Genomic DNA, 16,920 nt, shown 5'->3' with positions numbered 1-16,920 from the left:
ATGACATCGGAGGCGCGGTTTCGGACGTTGGCGGTGGTAGCGGCGCTCGCGACCAGCCTGGGCGCGGGCTACGCGGCGTCACAGACCGCAAGCCATGCGCTGGCCCCGCCCGAGAGCTTTGCGGCGATCGACGTCGAGAAGCGCTCGGCTGCGATCTTCACCGAGCTCGGCAAGGTCTTGACGCATCCGCGCTGCACCAACTGCCACCCGGCCGGCGACAGTCCGCGGCAGGGCGACACAAGCCGCGTGCACCAGCCACCGGTCGCACGCGGCGCCGATGGTCACGGCAGCGATGCGATGCGCTGTCCGATCTGCCACGGCAAGGCCAATTTCGATCCCGGCCGTGTGCCCGGCCACCCGGAGTGGCACCTCGCACCGCGCGAGATGGCGTGGGAGGGCAAGACCGTCGGCGAGATCTGCGCCCAGATCAAGGATCCCGCGCGCAATGGCGGCCGCAAGGTCGAGGACCTGATCGAGCACATCGGCAAGGACACGCTGGTCGGCTGGGCCTGGCATCCCGGACATGGCCGCTCGCCTGCCCCCGGCACGCAGGAGCAGGTCGGCGCGCTGGTCGAAGCCTGGGTCAAGACTGGAGCGGCGTGTCCCGCGCAGTGATGTCGCCGGCCTAATGTCGCTTGAAGTACTGCACCGCGCGCTCGTGCTTCTCGGCCGCGGCGCGCGACTTGAACGTGCCGAGGTTGCGCCGCTTGCCGGTCTTCGGATTGACCTTGCGGGAATAGAGCCGGTATTCGCCGGAACGCAGCTTACGGATCATGACATCGGCCTCGCCAGCATCTGTCTGACATCAACGGCCGTCTCGCCGCAAACGTTCCAATCGGCCTAAAGCGCGATGAGATTTGGATGAATCGTCATCGCGCTTTAGGTCTTTGTTTGAGCATGATCTTTTCGGAAAACCGCTACACACTTTCCGGATCATGCTCTAGAAGCAGAGATTGGTCACCACGTTGCCGCGCTTGTCCTTGATCACATAGGGACAACGGGCGCGCTCGAGCGCCTTCTTGGCGTCCTCGTCGCCGAGCGCAGCGGCGCGCTCGTAATAGGTTTTTGCAGCATCGGTGTCTTTCGGCCCGCCGCGGCCGGCTTGCGCGAAGGCACCCATGCGCTCCAGCGCGCCCGCATGGTTCTGCGCGGCCGCTTTCTCGAACAGCGCGCGCGCCGCGACATCGTCCTGCGCGCCGCCCTTGCCTTCCGCCAGCATCACGCCGAGCTGATACTGCGCCTCCGCATTGGTCTCGGCGGCCTTGGCAAGCAGCTCGCGGGCGCGCGCCGGGTCGGAGGCCGAACTGCCGCCGAGGGCGGCGAGATTGCTGACGCCGCGGGCGTTGCCGGCTTGCGCTGCGCGTTCGAACAATTTTCGCGCCTGCGCCTCGTCCTTGGCGACGCCGGCGCCGGTGCCGTAGAGCACGCCGAGCTCGACCATCGCCGAGGTCGAGCCTTTGTCCGCAGCCTTGCGCCACGCGGCGACCGCTTCCGCCGTTTGCCGGTTGGCGGCATAGGCGCGGCCGAGCTGGTACATCGCCCGGCGTGAGGATCTTGCCGCGACCGCGCAATACTTGATCGCGGTCTGAATGTCCGAGGATGCGATCTCAGGCACCCCCTTTACGTCGGCCGGCTTGTCGGGATCGGACGGATCGGCGGCGACGCGGTCGCACAGCACGAGGTCGGCCGACTGCGCATGCGCGAGCCCCGGTGCAGCGAGCATTGCGGCAACGACAACCGCATGGACGCGTCTCATCATGCGCGGCAGGTTTCGGTGTGGTGCCGGCAAATTCAAGGCTCGAGCCCCGTCTCGCGCAGCACCGGCGCGACCGCGGCAGACGCCAGATAGCGCAGCAGATGATCGGCGGCATCGGCCCGCACGGCCGCCGTCATCCGGCCGGCCGAAAATACCGCTGGAGTCTGCAACCCAAGCGGAATCGGGCCGACGACCTCGATACCGCCGACCTGCTTCAGCTCGCTGATCTGCTGGACTGCAAGATCGGCCTCGCCGCTTATGAGCTTTTCCGCTGTGAAGCCGGAGGGAATGATCACGGCGCGCGCGTTGATCTCGGCCGCTATGCCGAGACGTTCGATCAGTCGCGCGAACAGGATGCCGCTCGCGCCGAGACGCGAATACGCGACCGCGCGTGCGCCGAGCAGCGTCGCCCTGAGGGCGGCCTCGGTCGCGATAGCAGGATGAGCGGCGCCCGCTTTCACCGCGAGGCCGACATAGGAACGCGCGAGATCAATGCAGCTCTCCACGCCGACGCGTCCCTCGCGCGCCATCTCGTCGAGCCCCTCGCGGGTGAGAATGACGAGGTCGGAGGCCTGGCCATCGCGCAGGCGCGCCAGCAAGGCCAGCGTCGGGGCGAAATCGGCGTCGATGCGGACGCCGTTGCTCGCCGCATAGTTTGCAGCGAGCCGTTCCACCGCGCCTTTCAGCGCTAGCGTCGAGAGCACGCGGACCGAATTGTCCATCACGCCTCAAGCCCGTCGCATCAGCTTGAGCACCGCGGTCAGGCGGAGGCTGCGCTTGCCCGCAAGCGCGGTGGCCTCGAGCACGGCGCCCTCCGCGTCGCAGGTGCCGGCAAAGCCGATGCCGACCTCGTGGCCGCCGAAGATCGGGTTCTCGCCCATCGCCGATGTGTGCTCCTGGTTCAGGATCTGTCCTTTCCAGCGGCCGTTCTCAGACGTGTAAGTCCCGAGATAATAGAAATGAGCATCGCCGCCGAGGATGCGGCCGTTGTTGAGCAGCATCACGCCGGTCAGGCCGCCGTCGACCCCGTCGAGCAACCGAATGTGGATGGAGTAGAGTCCGTTGAGGATGCCGCCCGCGCCGACACTGCCGACGATCGGGATTTCGTCCTCGGTGATCGGCGTCATCACCGACTGGAAAGGAACGCCGGGCAACTCCTTCAATTCGCCCTTGAAGCGATAGAGCTCGCCATCCGGCCAGCCTTTGGCAAGCAGCGTCGCGTCGTCGGTGCCGGCCATCGCGCGGTAATTCGGGTCGGGATTGTGGCGGACCGTCTTGATCTCGGTGCTGATGTCGTCGCCGGTCTTCTCATAGGTGCCGATATGGGCGAACGCCGAATTGCCGCCGAGCATCTTGCCGTCGCGCACATACATGACGCTGCGCCCGACGGCTTCGCCGAGTTGGAACCGGACCTTGTAGAAGCCTTCGAACAATAGCCGCGTCCCCGGCAGCCGGAATGCCACCGTTGTCTAGCGCGGTTCATAACCCAGCGAAACCGCTTTCAGTGTGAAGCCACGCACAAGCGGTGTCATCAAAACGCACGGTCCGCCAAAGCTCTCGCCTTGGCGGACCGGATTTTGCTACTCCGGACGTCGCCGTCCGGCTTCAATTCCCTCTTAGGCCGCGGCCTTCGCGCCGGTCGGGACCTCGGAGATGGTCTTCAGGATCTGCGATGCGATCTGGTAGGGGTCGCCCTGGGAGTTCGGGCGGCGGTCTTCCAGATAGCCCTTGTAGCCATTGTTGACGAAGGAGTGCGGCACGCGGATCGAAGCGCCGCGGTCGGCCACGCCATAGCTGAACTTGTTCCAGGGCGCGGTCTCGTGCTTGCCGGTCAGACGCTTGTCGTTGTCCGGGCCGTAGACGGCGATGTGGTCCATGAGATTCTTCTCAAAGGCCGCCATCAGCTTCTCGAAGTACTCCTTGCCGCCGACTTCGCGCATATACTTGGTCGAGAAGTTGGCGTGCATGCCCGAGCCGTTCCAGTCGGTGTCGCCGAGCGGCTTGCAGTGGAATTCGATGTCGATGCCGTAGCTCTCGGTGAGGCGCAGCATCAGGTAGCGGGCCATCCACATCTGGTCGGCAGCGGTCTTGGAGCCCTTGCCGAAGATCTGGAATTCCCACTGGCCCTTCGCCACCTCGGCGTTGATGCCTTCATGGTTGATGCCGGCGGCGAGGCAGAGGTTGAGATGCTCTTCCACGATCTTGCGGGCAACGCTGCCGACATTCGTGTAGCCGACTCCGGTGTAGTACGGGCCTTGCGGCGCTGGATAACCGGACTCCGGGAAGCCGAGCGGACGGCCGTCCTTGTAGAAGAAGTATTCCTGCTCGAAGCCGAACCAGGCGCCGTCGTCGTCCAGGATGGTGGCGCGCTTGTTGGACGGATGCGGCGTCTTGCCGTCGGGCATCATGACTTCGCACATCACGAGAACGCCGTTCTCGCGCGCGCCGTCGGGATAGCAAGCGACCGGCTTCAGCACGCAGTCAGAGCTGTGGCCTTCAGCCTGCTGGGTGGACGAGCCGTCGAAGCCCCAGAGCGGGAGCTGTTCGAGGGTGGGAAACGACGCGAATTCCTTGATCTGCGTCTTGCCGCGCAGACTCGGCGTCGGCGTATATCCGTCGAGCCAGATATACTCGAGCTTGTACTTGGTCATTGAGCCTCTCTGTTGATGATGCAAAAACGTGAGGAACCGAAAGCCAGGCGGTCGCCGCACGTGTACCCGGCCACCATCGGCCGGTTCCTGCTAAGCAAATAAAATGCCAGTCGCTGCACTGCGGCACCCACTCATCTCGCGGATGTCCACAACGGACATTGCATTTTTTGCTGCGACATAGCAGCGCGGCTGGCATGCGTTTTGGGCAGTCGGAATCCGCTTGCCGAGGCGCGGGAGCGCCTGATTCTCCGGCAAATCCGGCGTCGATACCGCGCTCCGATTAAAGCAGCAGCAACGCCGCGTGACAGTCCGTGTCCCTCCGCCCGGCCCCTGGCAACCATCCGCCGGGCTCAAGCGTTGATGAGCAGCATCCTGCCTCCTAGGAAGCAAACGCGGTTTTGCCTACAGATTAGTCAGAAAGTGACTGCTTCTTAGTCATCTTGCACCCGGACAGGCCCCGGCCAATATCAAAACAGGCGGTAACGACCCGCGAACGAGTCGGGCGCACCATGGAGGCTCGCGGTCCGGCCAGAGGAGATGAGACGATGAATACGGGCTTAAACCAGGGATCTGCCAAGATCTATCAATTCCCGGCCGGGGGCCGTTCGGCTCTCGCGGGCCGCCGTTACGGCGAGACGAGGACGTCGCTTGAACTTGAGGCACAGGTCGAAACCTCAAGCTGCTGCGATAGCTGGTACCATCAGGCGGCGATCGAAGACGCCAAGCCGGGTCGGGATCACTGATGCCGGTGCAGTGGAGCGGCGTGACGCACCCGGGACATCAAACGGCGTCAGAACAGTAAAGAAGGGTCGGAACGGAGAGTTTCGGCCTTTTTTCATGCCGGATTGCAGGTGGTCGCTGGCCGTTTGGCATGCTTGAGCGTTGTCAACCCGGCCCTGGTGACCACAAGGCTGACGCCGCTTCCCGAGTAGCGCTCTCCCCGCAGCGACAGGCGCTTCTTCAGCGTCACGGCCTTGCCATCAAGCTGCAGATGGGCGCGTGAATCATATTGGTAGAAGGCCGCGATGAACTGGGTACCGTCAGCGCAACGGTAGTCGCGGAAGGTCTGCGCCGATGCGGCCGAGGAACCAACAGTGCCGCACAGCATGGCGCCGCAAAGAATGCCGATCCGACGATAATTCATATTCTCCCCCTGACAGGCTGGTTATAGACCAGCCACTGGCCGAGCCAACACGACAATCTCCCGCTGCACAGGTCTGCCCGATGCCCGAAACCCCTGCCCGCCACCTCAATCTCGCCGGTGCCAGCAATTTCCGCGATCTCGGCGGCTACCCGACCCGTGACGGCCGTGCTCTGCGCTGGCGGCAGCTCTTCCGCTCCAACCACCTCGGCCATCTGACCGGCGACGATATCGCTGTCGTGCGTGGGCTCGGGGTGAAGAGCGCATTCGATTTCCGCGGCGTCACCGAGCGGGCCGAAGCATTGTGCGCAGTCGCCGAGATCACGACGCACTCGCTTCCGGTGGAGCCTACGGTGGTGGCGGCGCTGCGCGCGATCGCAGCGAACGGCCGGCAGCCCTCGAAGGAGGATGCGGTCGCGGTGATGGTGGACTCCTATCGCGGCTATGTGCAGGACAACACGCCGCGCTACCGCGCGCTGTTTGCCCACCTGATCGAGGACACCGCGCCGCTGGTCATTCACTGCACGGCCGGCAAGGACCGCACCGGCTTTGCCTGTGCGCTGATCCTGCATGCGCTCGGCGTGCCCGAACAGGTGATCTCGGACGACTACTTGCTCACCAACCGCTTCTACAAACGCGATCCCTCCGCCAGCACCGAGCTTTCCGACGACGTCAAGCAGGTGCTCGGCACCGTGCAGGCGGCGTTCCTCAGTGCCGCGTTCGAGGCCATCAATTCCGACTACGGCAATCTCGACGGCTATTTCCGTGACGGCCTCGGGCTCGGTCCGGCCGAGCGCACCGCGCTCGAGGGCCGCTATCTGCAGGCGTGATCGATCGCGCGCGGGCCTCGCTCAGGCCGCGGCTTCGAGCTCCGCATCGAGATCGGCGATGACATCCTCAAAGGCCGAGATCGCCTGCTGAATGGCCGCGATCTGCATCAACTCCCAGCTGCTCACCGGCCCAGTGCGGTTCTGCAGCGCGACCACGAGGTCCCGCCGCTGCTCCTTGAGCTGAACAAGCGGTAAACCGTGGTCCGGAAGATATCCCATAGCAAACCCCCTACCTTTGTCAGGGTCCGCTTCTAACCAAAGGGTTCTGCGATCGACTTACAGAACTGTCGCGAATTTTAGCGATCGCACCTTTCCCGTAGTCTTACGTACCTGCTGCCTTGACGGCTTTCAGGATGGTGTCACACAGCCCCCTTGAGAGCCGCTGCGTGCTCGCGTCGTTCTGGTGCAGGAGTTGCGGATCGGTCGGATCGAGCATCCTTTCGAAGGAGATGTTGTTGTGCACGTGCCAGTGCCGCATCAGTGCCCAGCGATGGAATACGTTGACGTTGAACAGCTCTGCCTTTTCGGAGATCAGTTTCACCATGCGCTCCGCTTGCTCGGCCTTGCCGTCGAACAGCATCGCGGTGACGTATTGCGGGTCGAGCAGCATCACGTCCATCTTGCCCGGATCGGCGCGCAGGCGCTTCAGGCCTTCTTCGATCTTCTGCGCCGTCGTATCAACATTGTAGTCCTGTGGGCGAAAGACGGCGTTGGTCCCGACTTGCCAGATCACCAGCACCGGTGCGAGCGCGAAGATGTCGGAGTCGAAGCGAGGCAACTCCTTCTCCGCCTCCTCACCGCCTGCCCCGCGATTGACAATGTCGATCCTGGCATTGCCGGTCACTTGCCTGAGATACATTTCCACCCAGTGGGGATAAGGCACGACATCCGCCCTGCCGGCGGTCGATGACGATCCCATCGCGACGATCTTGACCGGACCGCCTTCGCGGATCGCGTTGGCGAGACACGGAAAGGGATATTTGAAACCAATGACGTCGTCGGGCAGATCGGCAAAGTTTAGGTTATCAACCATTTGAAATCCTCGTTGGCTGGTACCATCTCACGTTGCGCGCCCATCTCGCCGCAAAACCGCCCGCCATTGCAAATGAAATCCGCCTGATCATAGTGGAGGCCGCCGCCCTTGCCCGTCAGGAGCCTCACATGAACGGAAAAGTCATCGTCGTCACCGGCGCCCTCGGCGCGCTCGGCAGGGTGGTCACCGATGAGGCCGTGGCGCGGGGCGCACGCGTGGCAGGTATCGATCACGCCGCCGCGCAGTCTGCGCCGTCAGCTGATCGCATCGAGCTCGGCGGCGTCGACCTCAGCGACGCCGCGCAGGCGAAGACCGCGATCGATGACGCGGCGGCGCATTTCGGCCGACTCGACGCGCTAATCAACATCGCCGGCGGCTTTGCCTTCGAGACCATCGCCGACGGCGATCCAAAAACCTGGCAGCGCATGTATGCGCTCAACGTGATGACCGCGCTGAACGCTTCGCGGGCCGCGATCCCGCACCTCGCATCGTCGAGCGCGGGGCGCATCATCAACATCGGCGCGTTGGGTGGGTTGCAGGCCGCGGCCGGCATGGGCCCCTATGCCGCCTCGAAGGCCGGCGTGCATCGCCTCACCGAGTCGCTCGCCGCTGAGCTCAAGGGCAAGGTCACCGTCAACGCCGTGCTGCCCTCGATCATCGACACCGCGGCCAATCGCGCGGCCATGCCGAAAGCCGACGTCTCCAAATGGGTGACGCCGAAGGAGCTCGCCGACGTGATCCTGTTCCTCGCCAGCGACGCCGCCAGCGCCGTCACCGGCGCACTGCTGCCGGTCAACGGGCGGGTCTAGGGCGCTGCTGTTCGCCCGAGGGGCCTCTCAGTCCGGAATCAGGAGCCTGAGCTTCGACTTGAAGCGGATGCTCTGCTTGCCGGCGAGCGCAATGCCGTCGCCTTCCGCGGTCTCGTCGGAATAGGTGCCGGTAAATCCGATGGTGACGACCTTGCGCTCCCACACCGGGCGCTCGCCATAGGTCGGCGTATGCTCTTCGTTGGTGACCTCGCCTTTCCATTTGCCGTTGGCCGCGGTGTAGCTGCCGTGAGCAAAGAAAAACGAGTCGCCGCCGCGCATCTGGCCGTCACGCAGCACCATGACGCCCTGATTGCCGCCAGTGACCCCGTCGAGGAATTCGACGGTGATGTGATAGAGCCCGTTGCGGATCATGAAAGTGATTGCGCATTGTCCCGGCCCTACAATAGCCGCTCGGGCGGGCTTTGGGCAAATTCCGTCCGCGGCGGCAGGGGTTGTTTCGGGCTATGCTGCTGCAATGAGTCGCGGCCAAAGCGCCGCCGGAGCCTGCCCGTTGGAAACCGCGCTTTACCTGCCCGTCAAACGCTTCCTCGAAAAGCTCGGCTTCGCGGTCAAGGGCGAGATCGGCGGCTGCGATCTGGTTGCGCTCAGCGACGGCGATCCGCCGGTCGTGGTGATCGGGGAGCTCAAGCTCGCCTTCAACCTCGAACTGATCCTGCAGGCGGTCGATCGCGCAGGTGCCGCCGACGAGGTCTGGATCGCCGCAAGGATCTCGACGCGCGGCAAGGGCCGCGAAAGCGATGCGCGCTACCGCAATTTGTGCCGCCGGCTCGGCTTCGGCATGCTCGGTGTCACCAACACCGGCGATGTCGAGGTGCTGGTGCAGCCGCCGACCGCAGCCCCCCGACGCAATCCCAAGAAGCGCTCGCGGCTGATCGCCGAGCACCGCAAGCGCAAGGGCGATCCCGTCAAGGGCGGCTCAACCCGCGCCCCGATCATGACGGCCTATCGCCAGCAGGCGTTAGCCTGCGCCTCGGCGCTGTCGGACGGGCCGCGCCGGGTGCGCGATCTCCGCGCCGATATCCCGGACGCCGGCAAGATACTGCTGCATAATGTCTATGGCTGGTTCGATCGCGCCGAGCGCGGCATCTACGTTCTTACCGATGCCGGCCGTGCCGCGCTGACGCGCTGGCCGCAGCAACCGATCGATCTTTCCGGCGCGGCGGAGGCCGCCCCTTAGCAACCGACGGGGGACAGCTTGATCGTGGTAACCGGCAGCGTGACCGCCCGCCCCGACAGTTTTGACGAAGTGCGGCGTCTCAGCCTCGAACATGTGCACCGCTCGCGCACCGAACCCGGCTGCATCTCGCACGCCGTCCATGTCGATTGCGAGAACCCGCTGAAGCTGGTGTTTTTCGAGCAATGGGCCGACCGCGCGGCGCTGGCCGCCCATTTCGCCGTGCCGGCCTCGCGTGAATTCGTCCGCTCGCTGCAATCCCTGGCAGCCGCCGCGACGACGATCGAACTTTATGACGCGCACAAGATTGAGAGACTCTAGATCGCGCTTCCTGCGAGATGGGGGACCGGTTCGCGTGAAGAACATGCGTCGAAACAAAAGCCTGGTACCCGGCCCCGTTCGCATCAGGGCCGAAAGGCACTAGCGCATGGCTGGATTGCCATCTCACTTTCATATTGCAATGCAACATAAGGGCCCTTACGTATCTCCCGCGATTCAAAAACGAGGCAACGATGAGCGGAGACTGGAACACCAAGTACGGCACCCGGCGCGTGCGGCATGACCCGCCGACGCTCGAGGAAGCAATCTTCGCAGCCGTCGGGATCACCGACGACGTCGAGGCCCAGGCCGAGATCGCTTCCGCCCTGATGGGCCTCCCCTATGACGACGTGCTCGCCGAAGTGAAGAAGACCGCGCGCGTCACCGCGCGGACCGGCGTGGCGACCCGCGTGATTGCCGGCGAACAGGGCGCACAGCGCTCCGTCGTCGTCGAGCGCCGCGTGGTCCGCCGCTTCGCGACCGACAAGCGTACCGGCACCTGAAACTGAAAAAGGGCAATTCGCCGCGCGAATTGCCCTTTTTTACGACCGTGGTTGGATGGCCGGCTTTTAGGCTGCCCGGCCCCAGCCCGACATCTGGATCAGCATGCGCCAATAGGCGCGGTTCATGTTGACGATCGTGCGCGCGGCCTCGATCGACGAGACCGCTGCCAGGGCCGGCATTGAGGCCGGCACCGCAACCGGAACCGATTCAGTCCGGCTGCGCTCGGTCAGGTCGATACTGCCGGTCGATTCGCCGTGACGGAACGTCAGATGGGCCCCGAACTTGCTGGCAAGCGCCCGCATCGCGTCGTTCTGCGCGCCGGTGGTGATGCGCAGGCTCGTGTAGCCCTTGGCACGCGCCTCGGCGATCAGCTTGCGAAACAGGATGCTGCCGACGCCCTTGCGCCGCGTCGAGCGCTCGACGCTGAAGGCGATTTCCGGCTGCGCGTCGGGCGACTGCTCCGGCGGATGCAGCTCGGCCGCTCCACGGACGACGCCGTCCTCGAAGTAGGCGATGATGACCGTGCCGTCATTGGCACATCGCTCGGCATAGCGGCGGATGAAACTGTCATCGATAAAGCCATGAAAGCGATCATGCCGGCTGGTGCGGTCCAGTCTTAGAAGGTGATCGCGCAGCAGAGGCAGCTCCTCCTGCTGGCTGAGGGTCCGCACTGTGCCCCTGGCAAGCGTCGAACGGGTAGAATCGTAGTTCATTTCATAACTCCTCGTGGTAGCCCTCGAGGAGGCGTTGAGTCCCTAGCACGGTCTATATTGTGCGTCGCACCATATAATTCAAGTGTCTAGATTCATTTAAAGACACATTGATTTGATTGATGAAAATTTGTTCATATCCCACTATAATACCATTTGCGTCTGCATCACGATTGCAACCAGCTTGCCGTCCTCAGTCTCGAGCCGGGTCTGCCAGACCTGGGTGCGGCGTCCGCGATGAACCGGCGTTGCCGTCGCAATCACGGCGGCCCCCTCCTTGGCGCCGCCGATGAAATTGGTCTTGCTCTCCAGCGTCGTCGTGCCCTTGGCGTCTTCAGGCAGGTTGATCACGGTGGCGGCGGCGCCGACCGAATCCGCGAACGCCATGATCGCCCCGCCATGGATGGTGTGATTGAGGGTGCAGAGTTCCGGCCGCACCACCATCCTGGCGACCACTCGATCCTTGTCGGCTTCGGTGAAGACCACCCCCTTCAGTTCCGCGAACGGCATCTTCATCGACTGGATCTTCTCGAGCGGCGTCATCAAGTCCTCCCTGCTTCTTTTTGGAACCGATAGGTGGGCTTGCCTGCCCGATCCATCACTCCGAACAACGTTCCCGCATGATGGATGGCCGGGTCGCCCCCGGCAATGACGTCCGAGGTAATGGCGGCAATGACGTCATAGCCGCGCGTGACAGGGCGTCCCCGATTCTGCATACCGTCCGCCCATGCGCGACTTCCCTCCCCGCCGGATCGTCTGCCTCACCGAAGAGACGGTCGAGACGCTGTATCTGCTTGGCGAGCAGGACCGCATCGTCGGCGTATCAGGCTATGCGGTGCGGCCGCCGCAGGTCCGTCGCGAGAAGCCGCGCGTGGCGGCGTTCATCTCCGCCGACATACCAAAAATCCTCGCGCTCGAACCGGATCTGGTGCTCGCCTTCTCCGACCTGCAGGCCGACATCGTCGCCGACCTCGTCCGCGCCGGCGTCGCGGTCCATGTCTTCAACCAGCGCGACCTCGCCGGCATTTTTGCGATGATCCGCACCCTTGGCGCGATGGTCGGCGCTGCGGCACGAGCCGATGCGCTCGCACGGAGCTTCGAGCAGCGGCTTGCGACCATCGCGGCGACGCCGCGCCCCGCACCGCGGCCAAAGGTTTATTTCGAGGAGTGGGACGATCCGTTGATCAGCGGCATCGGCTGGGTGTCCGAGCTGATCGAGATCGCCGGCGGCGAGGACGCGCTGCCGCATTTGCGCGAGCGCAAGGCGGCCCAAGACCGCATCATCGCAGCCGATGTCGTGCGCGCGGCGGCGCCCGACGTGATCCTGGCATCCTGGTGCGGCAAGAAGGTCGTGCCCGACCGCATCAGGAAGCGCGACGGCTGGGACACCATTCCAGCCGTGCGCAACGGCCGCATCGTCGAGATCAAGTCGACGATCATCTTGCAGCCCGGCCCTGCGGCGTTGACCGACGGGCTGGACGCGATCGTCAGGGCGCTGTGGCCCGAGCGCTGAGCCTTCCCCGTCATTGCGAGGAGCTCGCGACAAAATTGCCGAGCAATTTTGCGCTGAAGCGACGAAGCAATCCATCTCTCCAGGCACGCGGCAAGATGGATTGCTTCGCTTCGCTCGCAATGACGGATAGAGCGCAGTTACGCCTTCTCCACCCCGCACCACTCCGCGATGAACAGCGCGGTCGCTTTCGTCGACTTCCGCAGTGACTCCAGCTCGACATATTCGTTGAAGCCGTGCATCGCAGCGCCGCTGGCGCCGAAGCACAGGCTCGGGATGTTGTAGTTCAGCCCGTAGAAGCGCGTGTCGGTGAGCGCGGTGAAGGCGCGATCTTCCACCGCGCCGCCATAGACCGTCTGATGCGCCCTCGCGAAGGCGGCTTCCGGCGCTTCGGAGTTCACGAGTTCATAGCCCTCCGACAGGAAACCCGACCATTCCACCTGCGGCGGATTGTTGGAGAGGAAGCGGTGGTCGCGCGCCGCGGCCGCGACGCAGGCGAGAATCTCCTTCTGGCATTCGGCGATCGACCAGCCCGGCAGCACCGCGATCCGGCAGTCGACGTCGCACCAGGCGGGCACGCTGGAGGCCCAGTCGCCGCCCTTGATGATGCCGGGGTTGAAATTGATCGGATGGTTGACGTCCTTGAAATGGCGATCGGCCTTGGCGCGCTCGTTCCAGGCGATCTCGAGCTTCTCCAGCGCATGCACCAGATGATACGCCGCCATGATCGCGTTCGAGCCCGCGCCGGCCTCGAATACGTGCACCGGGAAGCCGCGGACCTTCAGGCGGAACCAGATCACGCCGACTTGCGAACGGATCATCTTCCCGCTGGTCGGCTCGGGGATGAAGCAGGCATCGGCGCGATAGCCGCGCTGCAAGGTCGAGAGCGCGCCGACGCCGGTGCTCTCCTCCTCGATGACCGACTGGAAATGGATTCGCGCGGTCGGCTTCAGCCCCGCGGTCCTGATCGCATCGAGCGCATAGAGCGCGCCGATCGTGCCTGATTTCATGTCGCAGGCGCCGCGGCCGTAAATCTTGCCGTCCTTGATGACGGGCGAGAACGGCGGCGTCTCCCACATGTCGAGCGGGCCGGTCGGTACCACGTCGCAGTGGCCCTGCAGGATCAGCGATTTGCCGCCACTCGTGGTCGGACGATAGGTGCCGACCACCGTGCGGGCCTTCGAGAAATCGTGCTCGATCGGGCCGAAGCCGCGCAGGTCCTTCAGGTCGTCGAGGTTGATGTGCCAATCGTCGACCTCGTAGCCGCGCTCGCGCAACAGGTCGCCGATCATGTCCTGGCACGGCCCCTCGGCGCCGCGGGTCGAGGGGATCGCGACGAAGGCCTGCGTCGTCGCAAGCTGCGCATCGAATCGGGCGTCGACGGCGTCAAGGATTCGTTGTTGCGTATCGGCAGTCATGCGGCAGCTCCATCAGGGAAAATCAGAAGGCGGGAGCGCCACCGTAACCCGATTTCACCCCTTCGGGTATTCTGCAAAATAGGCATCCCGCAACGCATCTTCGAGCAGGCGGCCTTCCGAATATCCGGCAAGCGTCTGCGGCCGCGTCACGCCGTCGAGCAGGCGCGGACACGGTTCCGGCGCGCCGATCACGGTGCGCACCGGGATGCGCTCGGCATAGATCGGCAACTCATAATCCTCATCGTCATCGGCGACGCCCTTCGCGCGAATTTTCGCCGAGGCCTCCTCGATCTCCATCGCGATGAACGAGGTCGCCTTGATCTCCTGCGTACTGCTCGGGCGCAGGCTCGCCGTGCGCTCGGGGAAGAAGCGATCGACCATCGCAACGATGGCGCGCTCTTTCTCGTCCGCGTCGGTGACGAGATAGGCCGTGCCGAACGCCATCACCGCGCGATAGTCGGCGGAATGGTTGAAGCCGCAGCGCGCCAGCACCAGGCTGTCGAGATGGGCCACCGTCAGGCACACGCGCTGCCCGTCCGACTGGTTCTCCAGCATGCGGCTCGCGCTGGAGCCGTGCCAGTAGAGCCTGGTGCCCTCGCGCCAGAAGAAGGTCGGCGTGCAATAGGGCTGGCCGTCGATCACGTAGGAGACGTGGCACAGCATCGAGGCGTCGAGGATCCGGTGGACGGTCTCATGATCGTAGAAGCCGCGATCATGGCGGCGCTTCACCCGGTTTCGCGGCGAGAGTGGATAGGACTTGGTGATTGGGCCATCAGACACGGCAGCGCCTCGCGGAATGTTGGAATCTGATTGCAGTTGTAACGGCGGATTTGGTCTGCGATAGTGCCAATTCCATGCGAAAAATTCCGACCAATTCGCCGACGCCCTCGCCGCGCAAGGCCGAGCTTCCGCTCGACCTCACGGGTCCGCATGTCACGCCGGGCGCCTCCTCGCAGCACCGGCTCTATCAGGCGCTGTGCCACGCCATCGTCGGCGGCATCGCAAAACCCGGCGAGCCGCTGCCGCCGTCGCGCGCGCTGGCGAAGCAGACCGGCTTTCGCCGCAACGCCGTCACGTCGGCCTATGAGCGGCTGATCGCCGACGGCTTCGCGGTCGCGACCGTAGGCTCGGGCACCTTCGTCGCCGCGCGCATCCCGGCGCAGGCGGCCGCCGTGCGAGGCGCGAAGATCTCGATCGAGCCGCCGCAGCACAGCCCGCTGTCGCTCGGCTGCACGCATATCGACGAGCGCGCACTGGAGCGCTTCCGCGCCTTTGCCGGGCGGCGCCTGCGCGCCTTCGGAAACGAGCATCTCCACTATGGCGACCCGCGCGGCAATCGCGAGCTGCGCGCCGCGATCTCGGATCATCTCTTGTCGGCGCGCGGGCTGCGCTGCGATCCCGATCAGATCATGCTGGCCTCGGGCACGCTGCACGCGCTGCGCATCGTGCTCAGCGCAATCCTCAGGGCCGGCGACCAGGTGTGGTGCGAGGACCCCGGCTATCCGGCCGCGCGCCGCGCGATCGAGCATTGCGGCTATCGTCCGGTGTCGGTGCCGGTCGACGGATCGGGCATGCTGGTCGCCAAGGGGCGTGCCGCGGCGCCATCGGCGCGCGCAGCCTACGTCACACCGTCGCATCAGTTTCCGCTCGGCGTGCAGATGACGATGCCGCGCCGGCTCGAGCTGCTCGACTGGGCCAAGGAGGCCGATGCGTTCGTGTTCGAGGACGATTACGACAGCGAGTTCCGCTATGACGGCGCGCCGCTGATGTCGCTTGCCGGCATCGATCATCTGCGCCGCGTGGTCTACATGGGCACCTTCGCCAAGACGCTGTTTCCGGGCTTGCGCATCGGCTACTGCGCCCTGCCCGAGCAACTGATCGGCCCGGTGACCGCAGCGCGCGCGGCACTCGACCGCTTTCCCGGCACGCTGATGGAAGGCGCGGTCGCCGACATGCTGAACTCCGGCGCCTTTGCCGCCAATCTGCGCAAGTCGCGCAAGCTCTATCGGGAAGCGCGCGACGTGCTGGCCTCGACGCTCGTCAACGTCTCCGAAGGCGAGCTGACGGTTCCGGTGCCATCGCAGGGCCTGCATCTGGTGGCGCGGCTCAATCCGTCGACCGATCCGCTGATCGCCGCGCAAGCCAAGGAAGCTGCCGGCGTCGGCGGCTGGCTGCTCGCCGAGACCTATCACCGCGCGCCGCCGCTGCCGGGATTCGTGCTTGGATTTTCCGGTCATCCGGTTCCACAACTGATCGCGTCGGCGGAACAATTGGCGAAGGCATCGCTCGCCGCATTGCGCGCCAAGCGCAAGCCAGCCGCATCCGCACGGCCGCGCCCTATGAGAATCGCGACCGCCTGACTAAGCTTGCAGCCGCGAATGGGTTTGGCCCCGACGGGCTGAGAGATCCAGAGCAAGTAAGGAAGACTTCAGATGTTGCGCTTTGGATGCGGCGCGCTGCTCGGCAGCGTTGCGCTTGTCACACTCGCCCTCCCCGCTTCGGCCCAGCAACAGGTCGTGTCGCGCGAGCAGGATATCGTCGATTTGCGCGTCGGCCAGCGGGTCCTTGTCGACGACGGTTCGTGCCCCGCCGGCCAGATCAAGCAGATCGTCGGATCGCAGCTGACGGAGGACGGCGTGCTGCGCACCCGCAGCTGCGTGCAGCGGCTGGGCAAGAGGTAAGGCTCCCGGAGGTCCGAGTCCGGCCAGTAGCGGAAGTGATAAGCCTTTTTCAATCACTTCGTCGGCGCGCGTAATCAGAGACGCCGGCGCCGCGAGGACAACCCCGAACTTACATCTTCCCAATGTTACTGTTCCTTGAAGACGCCTTGCTTTCTGCCAGCCGCAGCCAGTTCAATCACGTAATCTCGTTGCTGAAGATACGCTTGGTCCTCATTTTGCGACCAGGCGCGAGGTCCGCGGTATTGCGCCAACTCTCGCAGTTTTTGCCGGTAGGCTTTCTTGGCGGTATCGGACAGATTGGCACCTAGTAGCTCGTCACAGTGATTTTGACGGTTTGATACCGAGCCAGCTTAGAATCGGCAAG

General features: G+C 64.5%; 23 protein-coding genes. 10 read left to right on the top strand and 13 right to left on the bottom strand.

Annotated elements, in window-relative coordinates:
- On the top strand, positions 1-615 hold the full coding sequence (locus ACFFWD_RS13590; protein WP_376965807.1) for an Isoquinoline 1-oxidoreductase subunit: 615 nt from the start codon (positions 1-3) through the stop codon (positions 613-615).
- A gap of 10 nt (positions 616-625) precedes the next feature.
- Here ACFFWD_RS13590 and ACFFWD_RS13585 read toward each other — a convergent pair whose 3' ends face one another.
- The 5 genes from ACFFWD_RS13585 to ACFFWD_RS13565 form a co-directional block, all read right to left on the bottom strand.
- Complete coding sequence (locus ACFFWD_RS13585) at positions 626-775, bottom strand: hypothetical protein (RefSeq protein WP_376965805.1); 150 nt, start codon at positions 773-775, stop codon at positions 626-628.
- Positions 776-940: 165 nt separating this feature from the next.
- Complete coding sequence (locus ACFFWD_RS13580) at positions 941-1,759, bottom strand: tetratricopeptide repeat protein (protein ID WP_376965803.1); 819 nt, start codon at positions 1,757-1,759, stop codon at positions 941-943.
- 32 nt (positions 1,760-1,791) lie between these two features.
- Positions 1,792-2,478 carry a substrate-binding domain-containing protein gene (locus ACFFWD_RS13575; RefSeq protein WP_376965801.1) on the bottom strand — a complete coding sequence of 229 codons (687 nt, stop codon included), beginning with the start codon at positions 2,476-2,478 and terminating at the stop codon, positions 1,792-1,794.
- Positions 2,479-2,484: 6 nt separating this feature from the next.
- Positions 2,485-3,189, bottom strand: a complete 705-nt coding sequence (locus tag ACFFWD_RS13570; protein ID WP_376965825.1) for a GrlR family regulatory protein — start codon at positions 3,187-3,189, stop codon at positions 2,485-2,487.
- Positions 3,190-3,372: 183 nt separating this feature from the next.
- On the bottom strand, positions 3,373-4,407 hold the full coding sequence (locus ACFFWD_RS13565; RefSeq protein WP_376965799.1) for a glutamine synthetase beta-grasp domain-containing protein: 1,035 nt from the start codon (positions 4,405-4,407) through the stop codon (positions 3,373-3,375).
- Positions 4,408-4,952: 545 nt separating this feature from the next.
- Here ACFFWD_RS13565 and ACFFWD_RS13560 point away from each other — a divergent pair.
- Positions 4,953-5,150 (top strand): DUF2735 domain-containing protein, encoded by a 198-nt coding sequence (locus ACFFWD_RS13560; RefSeq protein WP_376965797.1) that lies wholly within the window; start codon positions 4,953-4,955, stop codon positions 5,148-5,150.
- A gap of 92 nt (positions 5,151-5,242) precedes the next feature.
- On the opposite strand, the gene ACFFWD_RS13555 is transcribed toward ACFFWD_RS13560, so the two are convergent.
- Positions 5,243-5,551 carry an MliC family protein gene (locus ACFFWD_RS13555; protein WP_376965795.1) on the bottom strand — a complete coding sequence of 103 codons (309 nt, stop codon included), beginning with the start codon at positions 5,549-5,551 and terminating at the stop codon, positions 5,243-5,245.
- Positions 5,552-5,631: 80 nt separating this feature from the next.
- On the opposite strand from ACFFWD_RS13555, the gene ACFFWD_RS13550 reads away from it, so the two are divergent.
- Positions 5,632-6,378 (top strand): tyrosine-protein phosphatase, encoded by a 747-nt coding sequence (locus ACFFWD_RS13550; RefSeq protein WP_376965793.1) that lies wholly within the window; start codon positions 5,632-5,634, stop codon positions 6,376-6,378.
- A 21-nt stretch (positions 6,379-6,399) separates the two neighbouring features.
- On the opposite strand, the gene ACFFWD_RS13545 is transcribed toward ACFFWD_RS13550, so the two are convergent.
- Positions 6,400-6,597 (bottom strand): hypothetical protein, encoded by a 198-nt coding sequence (locus tag ACFFWD_RS13545; protein WP_212499107.1) that lies wholly within the window; start codon positions 6,595-6,597, stop codon positions 6,400-6,402.
- Between the two features lie 103 nt (positions 6,598-6,700).
- Entirely contained in the window at positions 6,701-7,411 is a 711-nt protein-coding gene (locus ACFFWD_RS13540; RefSeq protein WP_376965790.1) for an SGNH/GDSL hydrolase family protein, read from the bottom strand.
- Positions 7,412-7,539: 128 nt separating this feature from the next.
- Here ACFFWD_RS13540 and ACFFWD_RS13535 point away from each other — a divergent pair, with 128 nt between their 5' ends.
- Positions 7,540-8,220, top strand: a complete 681-nt coding sequence (locus tag ACFFWD_RS13535) for an SDR family oxidoreductase (protein ID WP_376965788.1) — start codon at positions 7,540-7,542, stop codon at positions 8,218-8,220.
- Positions 8,221-8,247: 27 nt separating this feature from the next.
- On the opposite strand, the gene ACFFWD_RS13530 is transcribed toward ACFFWD_RS13535, so the two are convergent.
- Positions 8,248-8,592, bottom strand: coding sequence for a hypothetical protein (locus tag ACFFWD_RS13530; RefSeq protein ID WP_376965787.1), 345 nt, complete (start codon positions 8,590-8,592; stop codon positions 8,248-8,250).
- A gap of 139 nt (positions 8,593-8,731) precedes the next feature.
- Between ACFFWD_RS13530 and ACFFWD_RS13525 the strand changes: the two genes are divergently transcribed.
- The 3 genes from ACFFWD_RS13525 (at position 8,732) to ACFFWD_RS13515 (ending at position 10,236) form a co-directional block, all read left to right on the top strand.
- The gene (locus ACFFWD_RS13525) at positions 8,732-9,418 is read left to right on the top strand and encodes a DUF2161 domain-containing phosphodiesterase (protein WP_376965785.1); all 687 of its coding nucleotides are present in this window, start codon (positions 8,732-8,734) and stop codon (positions 9,416-9,418) included.
- 24 nt (positions 9,419-9,442) lie between these two features.
- Positions 9,443-9,736, top strand: a complete 294-nt coding sequence (locus tag ACFFWD_RS13520) for a putative quinol monooxygenase (RefSeq protein ID WP_376965823.1) — start codon at positions 9,443-9,445, stop codon at positions 9,734-9,736.
- 191 nt (positions 9,737-9,927) lie between these two features.
- Positions 9,928-10,236 (top strand): hypothetical protein, encoded by a 309-nt coding sequence (locus tag ACFFWD_RS13515; RefSeq protein WP_376965783.1) that lies wholly within the window; start codon positions 9,928-9,930, stop codon positions 10,234-10,236.
- A 66-nt stretch (positions 10,237-10,302) separates the two neighbouring features.
- Here the strand turns inward: ACFFWD_RS13515 and ACFFWD_RS13510 are convergent, their stop codons facing one another.
- Both ACFFWD_RS13510 and ACFFWD_RS13505 read right to left on the bottom strand, forming a co-directional pair.
- Positions 10,303-10,950, bottom strand: coding sequence for a GNAT family N-acetyltransferase (locus ACFFWD_RS13510; protein ID WP_376965781.1), 648 nt, complete (start codon positions 10,948-10,950; stop codon positions 10,303-10,305).
- A gap of 141 nt (positions 10,951-11,091) precedes the next feature.
- Positions 11,092-11,490: a PaaI family thioesterase gene (locus tag ACFFWD_RS13505; protein WP_376965779.1), complete on the bottom strand. Its 399-nt coding sequence runs from the start codon at positions 11,488-11,490 to the stop codon at positions 11,092-11,094.
- A gap of 184 nt (positions 11,491-11,674) precedes the next feature.
- Here ACFFWD_RS13505 and ACFFWD_RS13500 point away from each other — a divergent pair, with 184 nt between their 5' ends.
- Complete coding sequence (locus tag ACFFWD_RS13500; RefSeq protein ID WP_376965777.1) at positions 11,675-12,460, top strand: cobalamin-binding protein; 786 nt, start codon at positions 11,675-11,677, stop codon at positions 12,458-12,460.
- 137 nt (positions 12,461-12,597) lie between these two features.
- On the opposite strand, the gene ACFFWD_RS13495 is transcribed toward ACFFWD_RS13500, so the two are convergent.
- Positions 12,598-13,875, bottom strand: coding sequence for an ArgE/DapE family deacylase (locus ACFFWD_RS13495; RefSeq protein ID WP_376965775.1), 1,278 nt, complete (start codon positions 13,873-13,875; stop codon positions 12,598-12,600).
- A gap of 54 nt (positions 13,876-13,929) precedes the next feature.
- Positions 13,930-14,655, bottom strand: coding sequence for a pyridoxamine 5'-phosphate oxidase family protein (locus tag ACFFWD_RS13490; protein ID WP_376965773.1), 726 nt, complete (start codon positions 14,653-14,655; stop codon positions 13,930-13,932).
- Positions 14,656-14,729: 74 nt separating this feature from the next.
- On the opposite strand from ACFFWD_RS13490, the gene pdxR reads away from it, so the two are divergent.
- Together pdxR and ACFFWD_RS13480 are read left to right on the top strand one after the other, a co-directional pair.
- A complete protein-coding gene (pdxR, locus tag ACFFWD_RS13485; protein WP_376965771.1) occupies positions 14,730-16,235 on the top strand; it encodes a MocR-like pyridoxine biosynthesis transcription factor PdxR in 1,506 nt (501 codons plus the stop codon).
- Positions 16,236-16,307: 72 nt separating this feature from the next.
- Positions 16,308-16,556 carry a DUF6719 family protein gene (locus ACFFWD_RS13480; RefSeq protein WP_376965769.1) on the top strand — a complete coding sequence of 83 codons (249 nt, stop codon included), beginning with the start codon at positions 16,308-16,310 and terminating at the stop codon, positions 16,554-16,556.
- Positions 16,557-16,920 lie beyond the last annotated feature (364 nt).

Origin of the sequence: Bradyrhizobium erythrophlei (assembly GCF_042430365.1) — a bacterium.
Classification (GTDB): Bacteria; Pseudomonadota; Alphaproteobacteria; order Rhizobiales; family Xanthobacteraceae; genus Bradyrhizobium; species Bradyrhizobium erythrophlei.
The sequence above is the reverse complement of the archived record's forward strand: the minus strand, read 5'-3'. Positions and strand labels throughout refer to the sequence as shown.

Excerpts from the sequence above, each read along its gene's own strand:
- ACFFWD_RS13590 (WP_376965807.1), top strand. The coding sequence starts at position 1 with ATGACATCGGAGGCGCGGTTTCGGACGTTGGCGGTGGTAGCGGCGCTC.
- ACFFWD_RS13585 (WP_376965805.1), bottom strand. The coding sequence starts at position 775 with ATGATCCGTAAGCTGCGTTCCGGCGAATACCGGCTCTATTCCCGCAAG.
- ACFFWD_RS13580 (WP_376965803.1), bottom strand. The coding sequence starts at position 1,759 with ATGATGAGACGCGTCCATGCGGTTGTCGTTGCCGCAATGCTCGCTGCA.
- ACFFWD_RS13575 (WP_376965801.1), bottom strand. The coding sequence starts at position 2,478 with ATGGACAATTCGGTCCGCGTGCTCTCGACGCTAGCGCTGAAAGGCGCG.
- ACFFWD_RS13565 (WP_376965799.1), bottom strand. The coding sequence starts at position 4,407 with ATGACCAAGTACAAGCTCGAGTATATCTGGCTCGACGGATATACGCCG.
- ACFFWD_RS13560 (WP_376965797.1), top strand. The coding sequence starts at position 4,953 with ATGAATACGGGCTTAAACCAGGGATCTGCCAAGATCTATCAATTCCCG.
- ACFFWD_RS13555 (WP_376965795.1), bottom strand. The coding sequence starts at position 5,551 with ATGAATTATCGTCGGATCGGCATTCTTTGCGGCGCCATGCTGTGCGGC.
- ACFFWD_RS13550 (WP_376965793.1), top strand. The coding sequence starts at position 5,632 with ATGCCCGAAACCCCTGCCCGCCACCTCAATCTCGCCGGTGCCAGCAAT.
- ACFFWD_RS13545 (WP_212499107.1), bottom strand. The coding sequence starts at position 6,597 with ATGGGATATCTTCCGGACCACGGTTTACCGCTTGTTCAGCTCAAGGAG.
- ACFFWD_RS13540 (WP_376965790.1), bottom strand. The coding sequence starts at position 7,411 with ATGGTTGATAACCTAAACTTTGCCGATCTGCCCGACGACGTCATTGGT.
- ACFFWD_RS13535 (WP_376965788.1), top strand. The coding sequence starts at position 7,540 with ATGAACGGAAAAGTCATCGTCGTCACCGGCGCCCTCGGCGCGCTCGGC.
- ACFFWD_RS13530 (WP_376965787.1), bottom strand. The coding sequence starts at position 8,592 with ATGATCCGCAACGGGCTCTATCACATCACCGTCGAATTCCTCGACGGG.
- ACFFWD_RS13515 (WP_376965783.1), top strand. The coding sequence starts at position 9,928 with ATGAGCGGAGACTGGAACACCAAGTACGGCACCCGGCGCGTGCGGCAT.
- ACFFWD_RS13510 (WP_376965781.1), bottom strand. The coding sequence starts at position 10,950 with ATGAACTACGATTCTACCCGTTCGACGCTTGCCAGGGGCACAGTGCGG.
- ACFFWD_RS13505 (WP_376965779.1), bottom strand. The coding sequence starts at position 11,490 with ATGACGCCGCTCGAGAAGATCCAGTCGATGAAGATGCCGTTCGCGGAA.
- ACFFWD_RS13500 (WP_376965777.1), top strand. The coding sequence starts at position 11,675 with ATGCGCGACTTCCCTCCCCGCCGGATCGTCTGCCTCACCGAAGAGACG.
- ACFFWD_RS13495 (WP_376965775.1), bottom strand. The coding sequence starts at position 13,875 with ATGACTGCCGATACGCAACAACGAATCCTTGACGCCGTCGACGCCCGA.
- pdxR (WP_376965771.1), top strand. The coding sequence starts at position 14,730 with ATGCGAAAAATTCCGACCAATTCGCCGACGCCCTCGCCGCGCAAGGCC.
- ACFFWD_RS13480 (WP_376965769.1), top strand. The coding sequence starts at position 16,308 with ATGTTGCGCTTTGGATGCGGCGCGCTGCTCGGCAGCGTTGCGCTTGTC.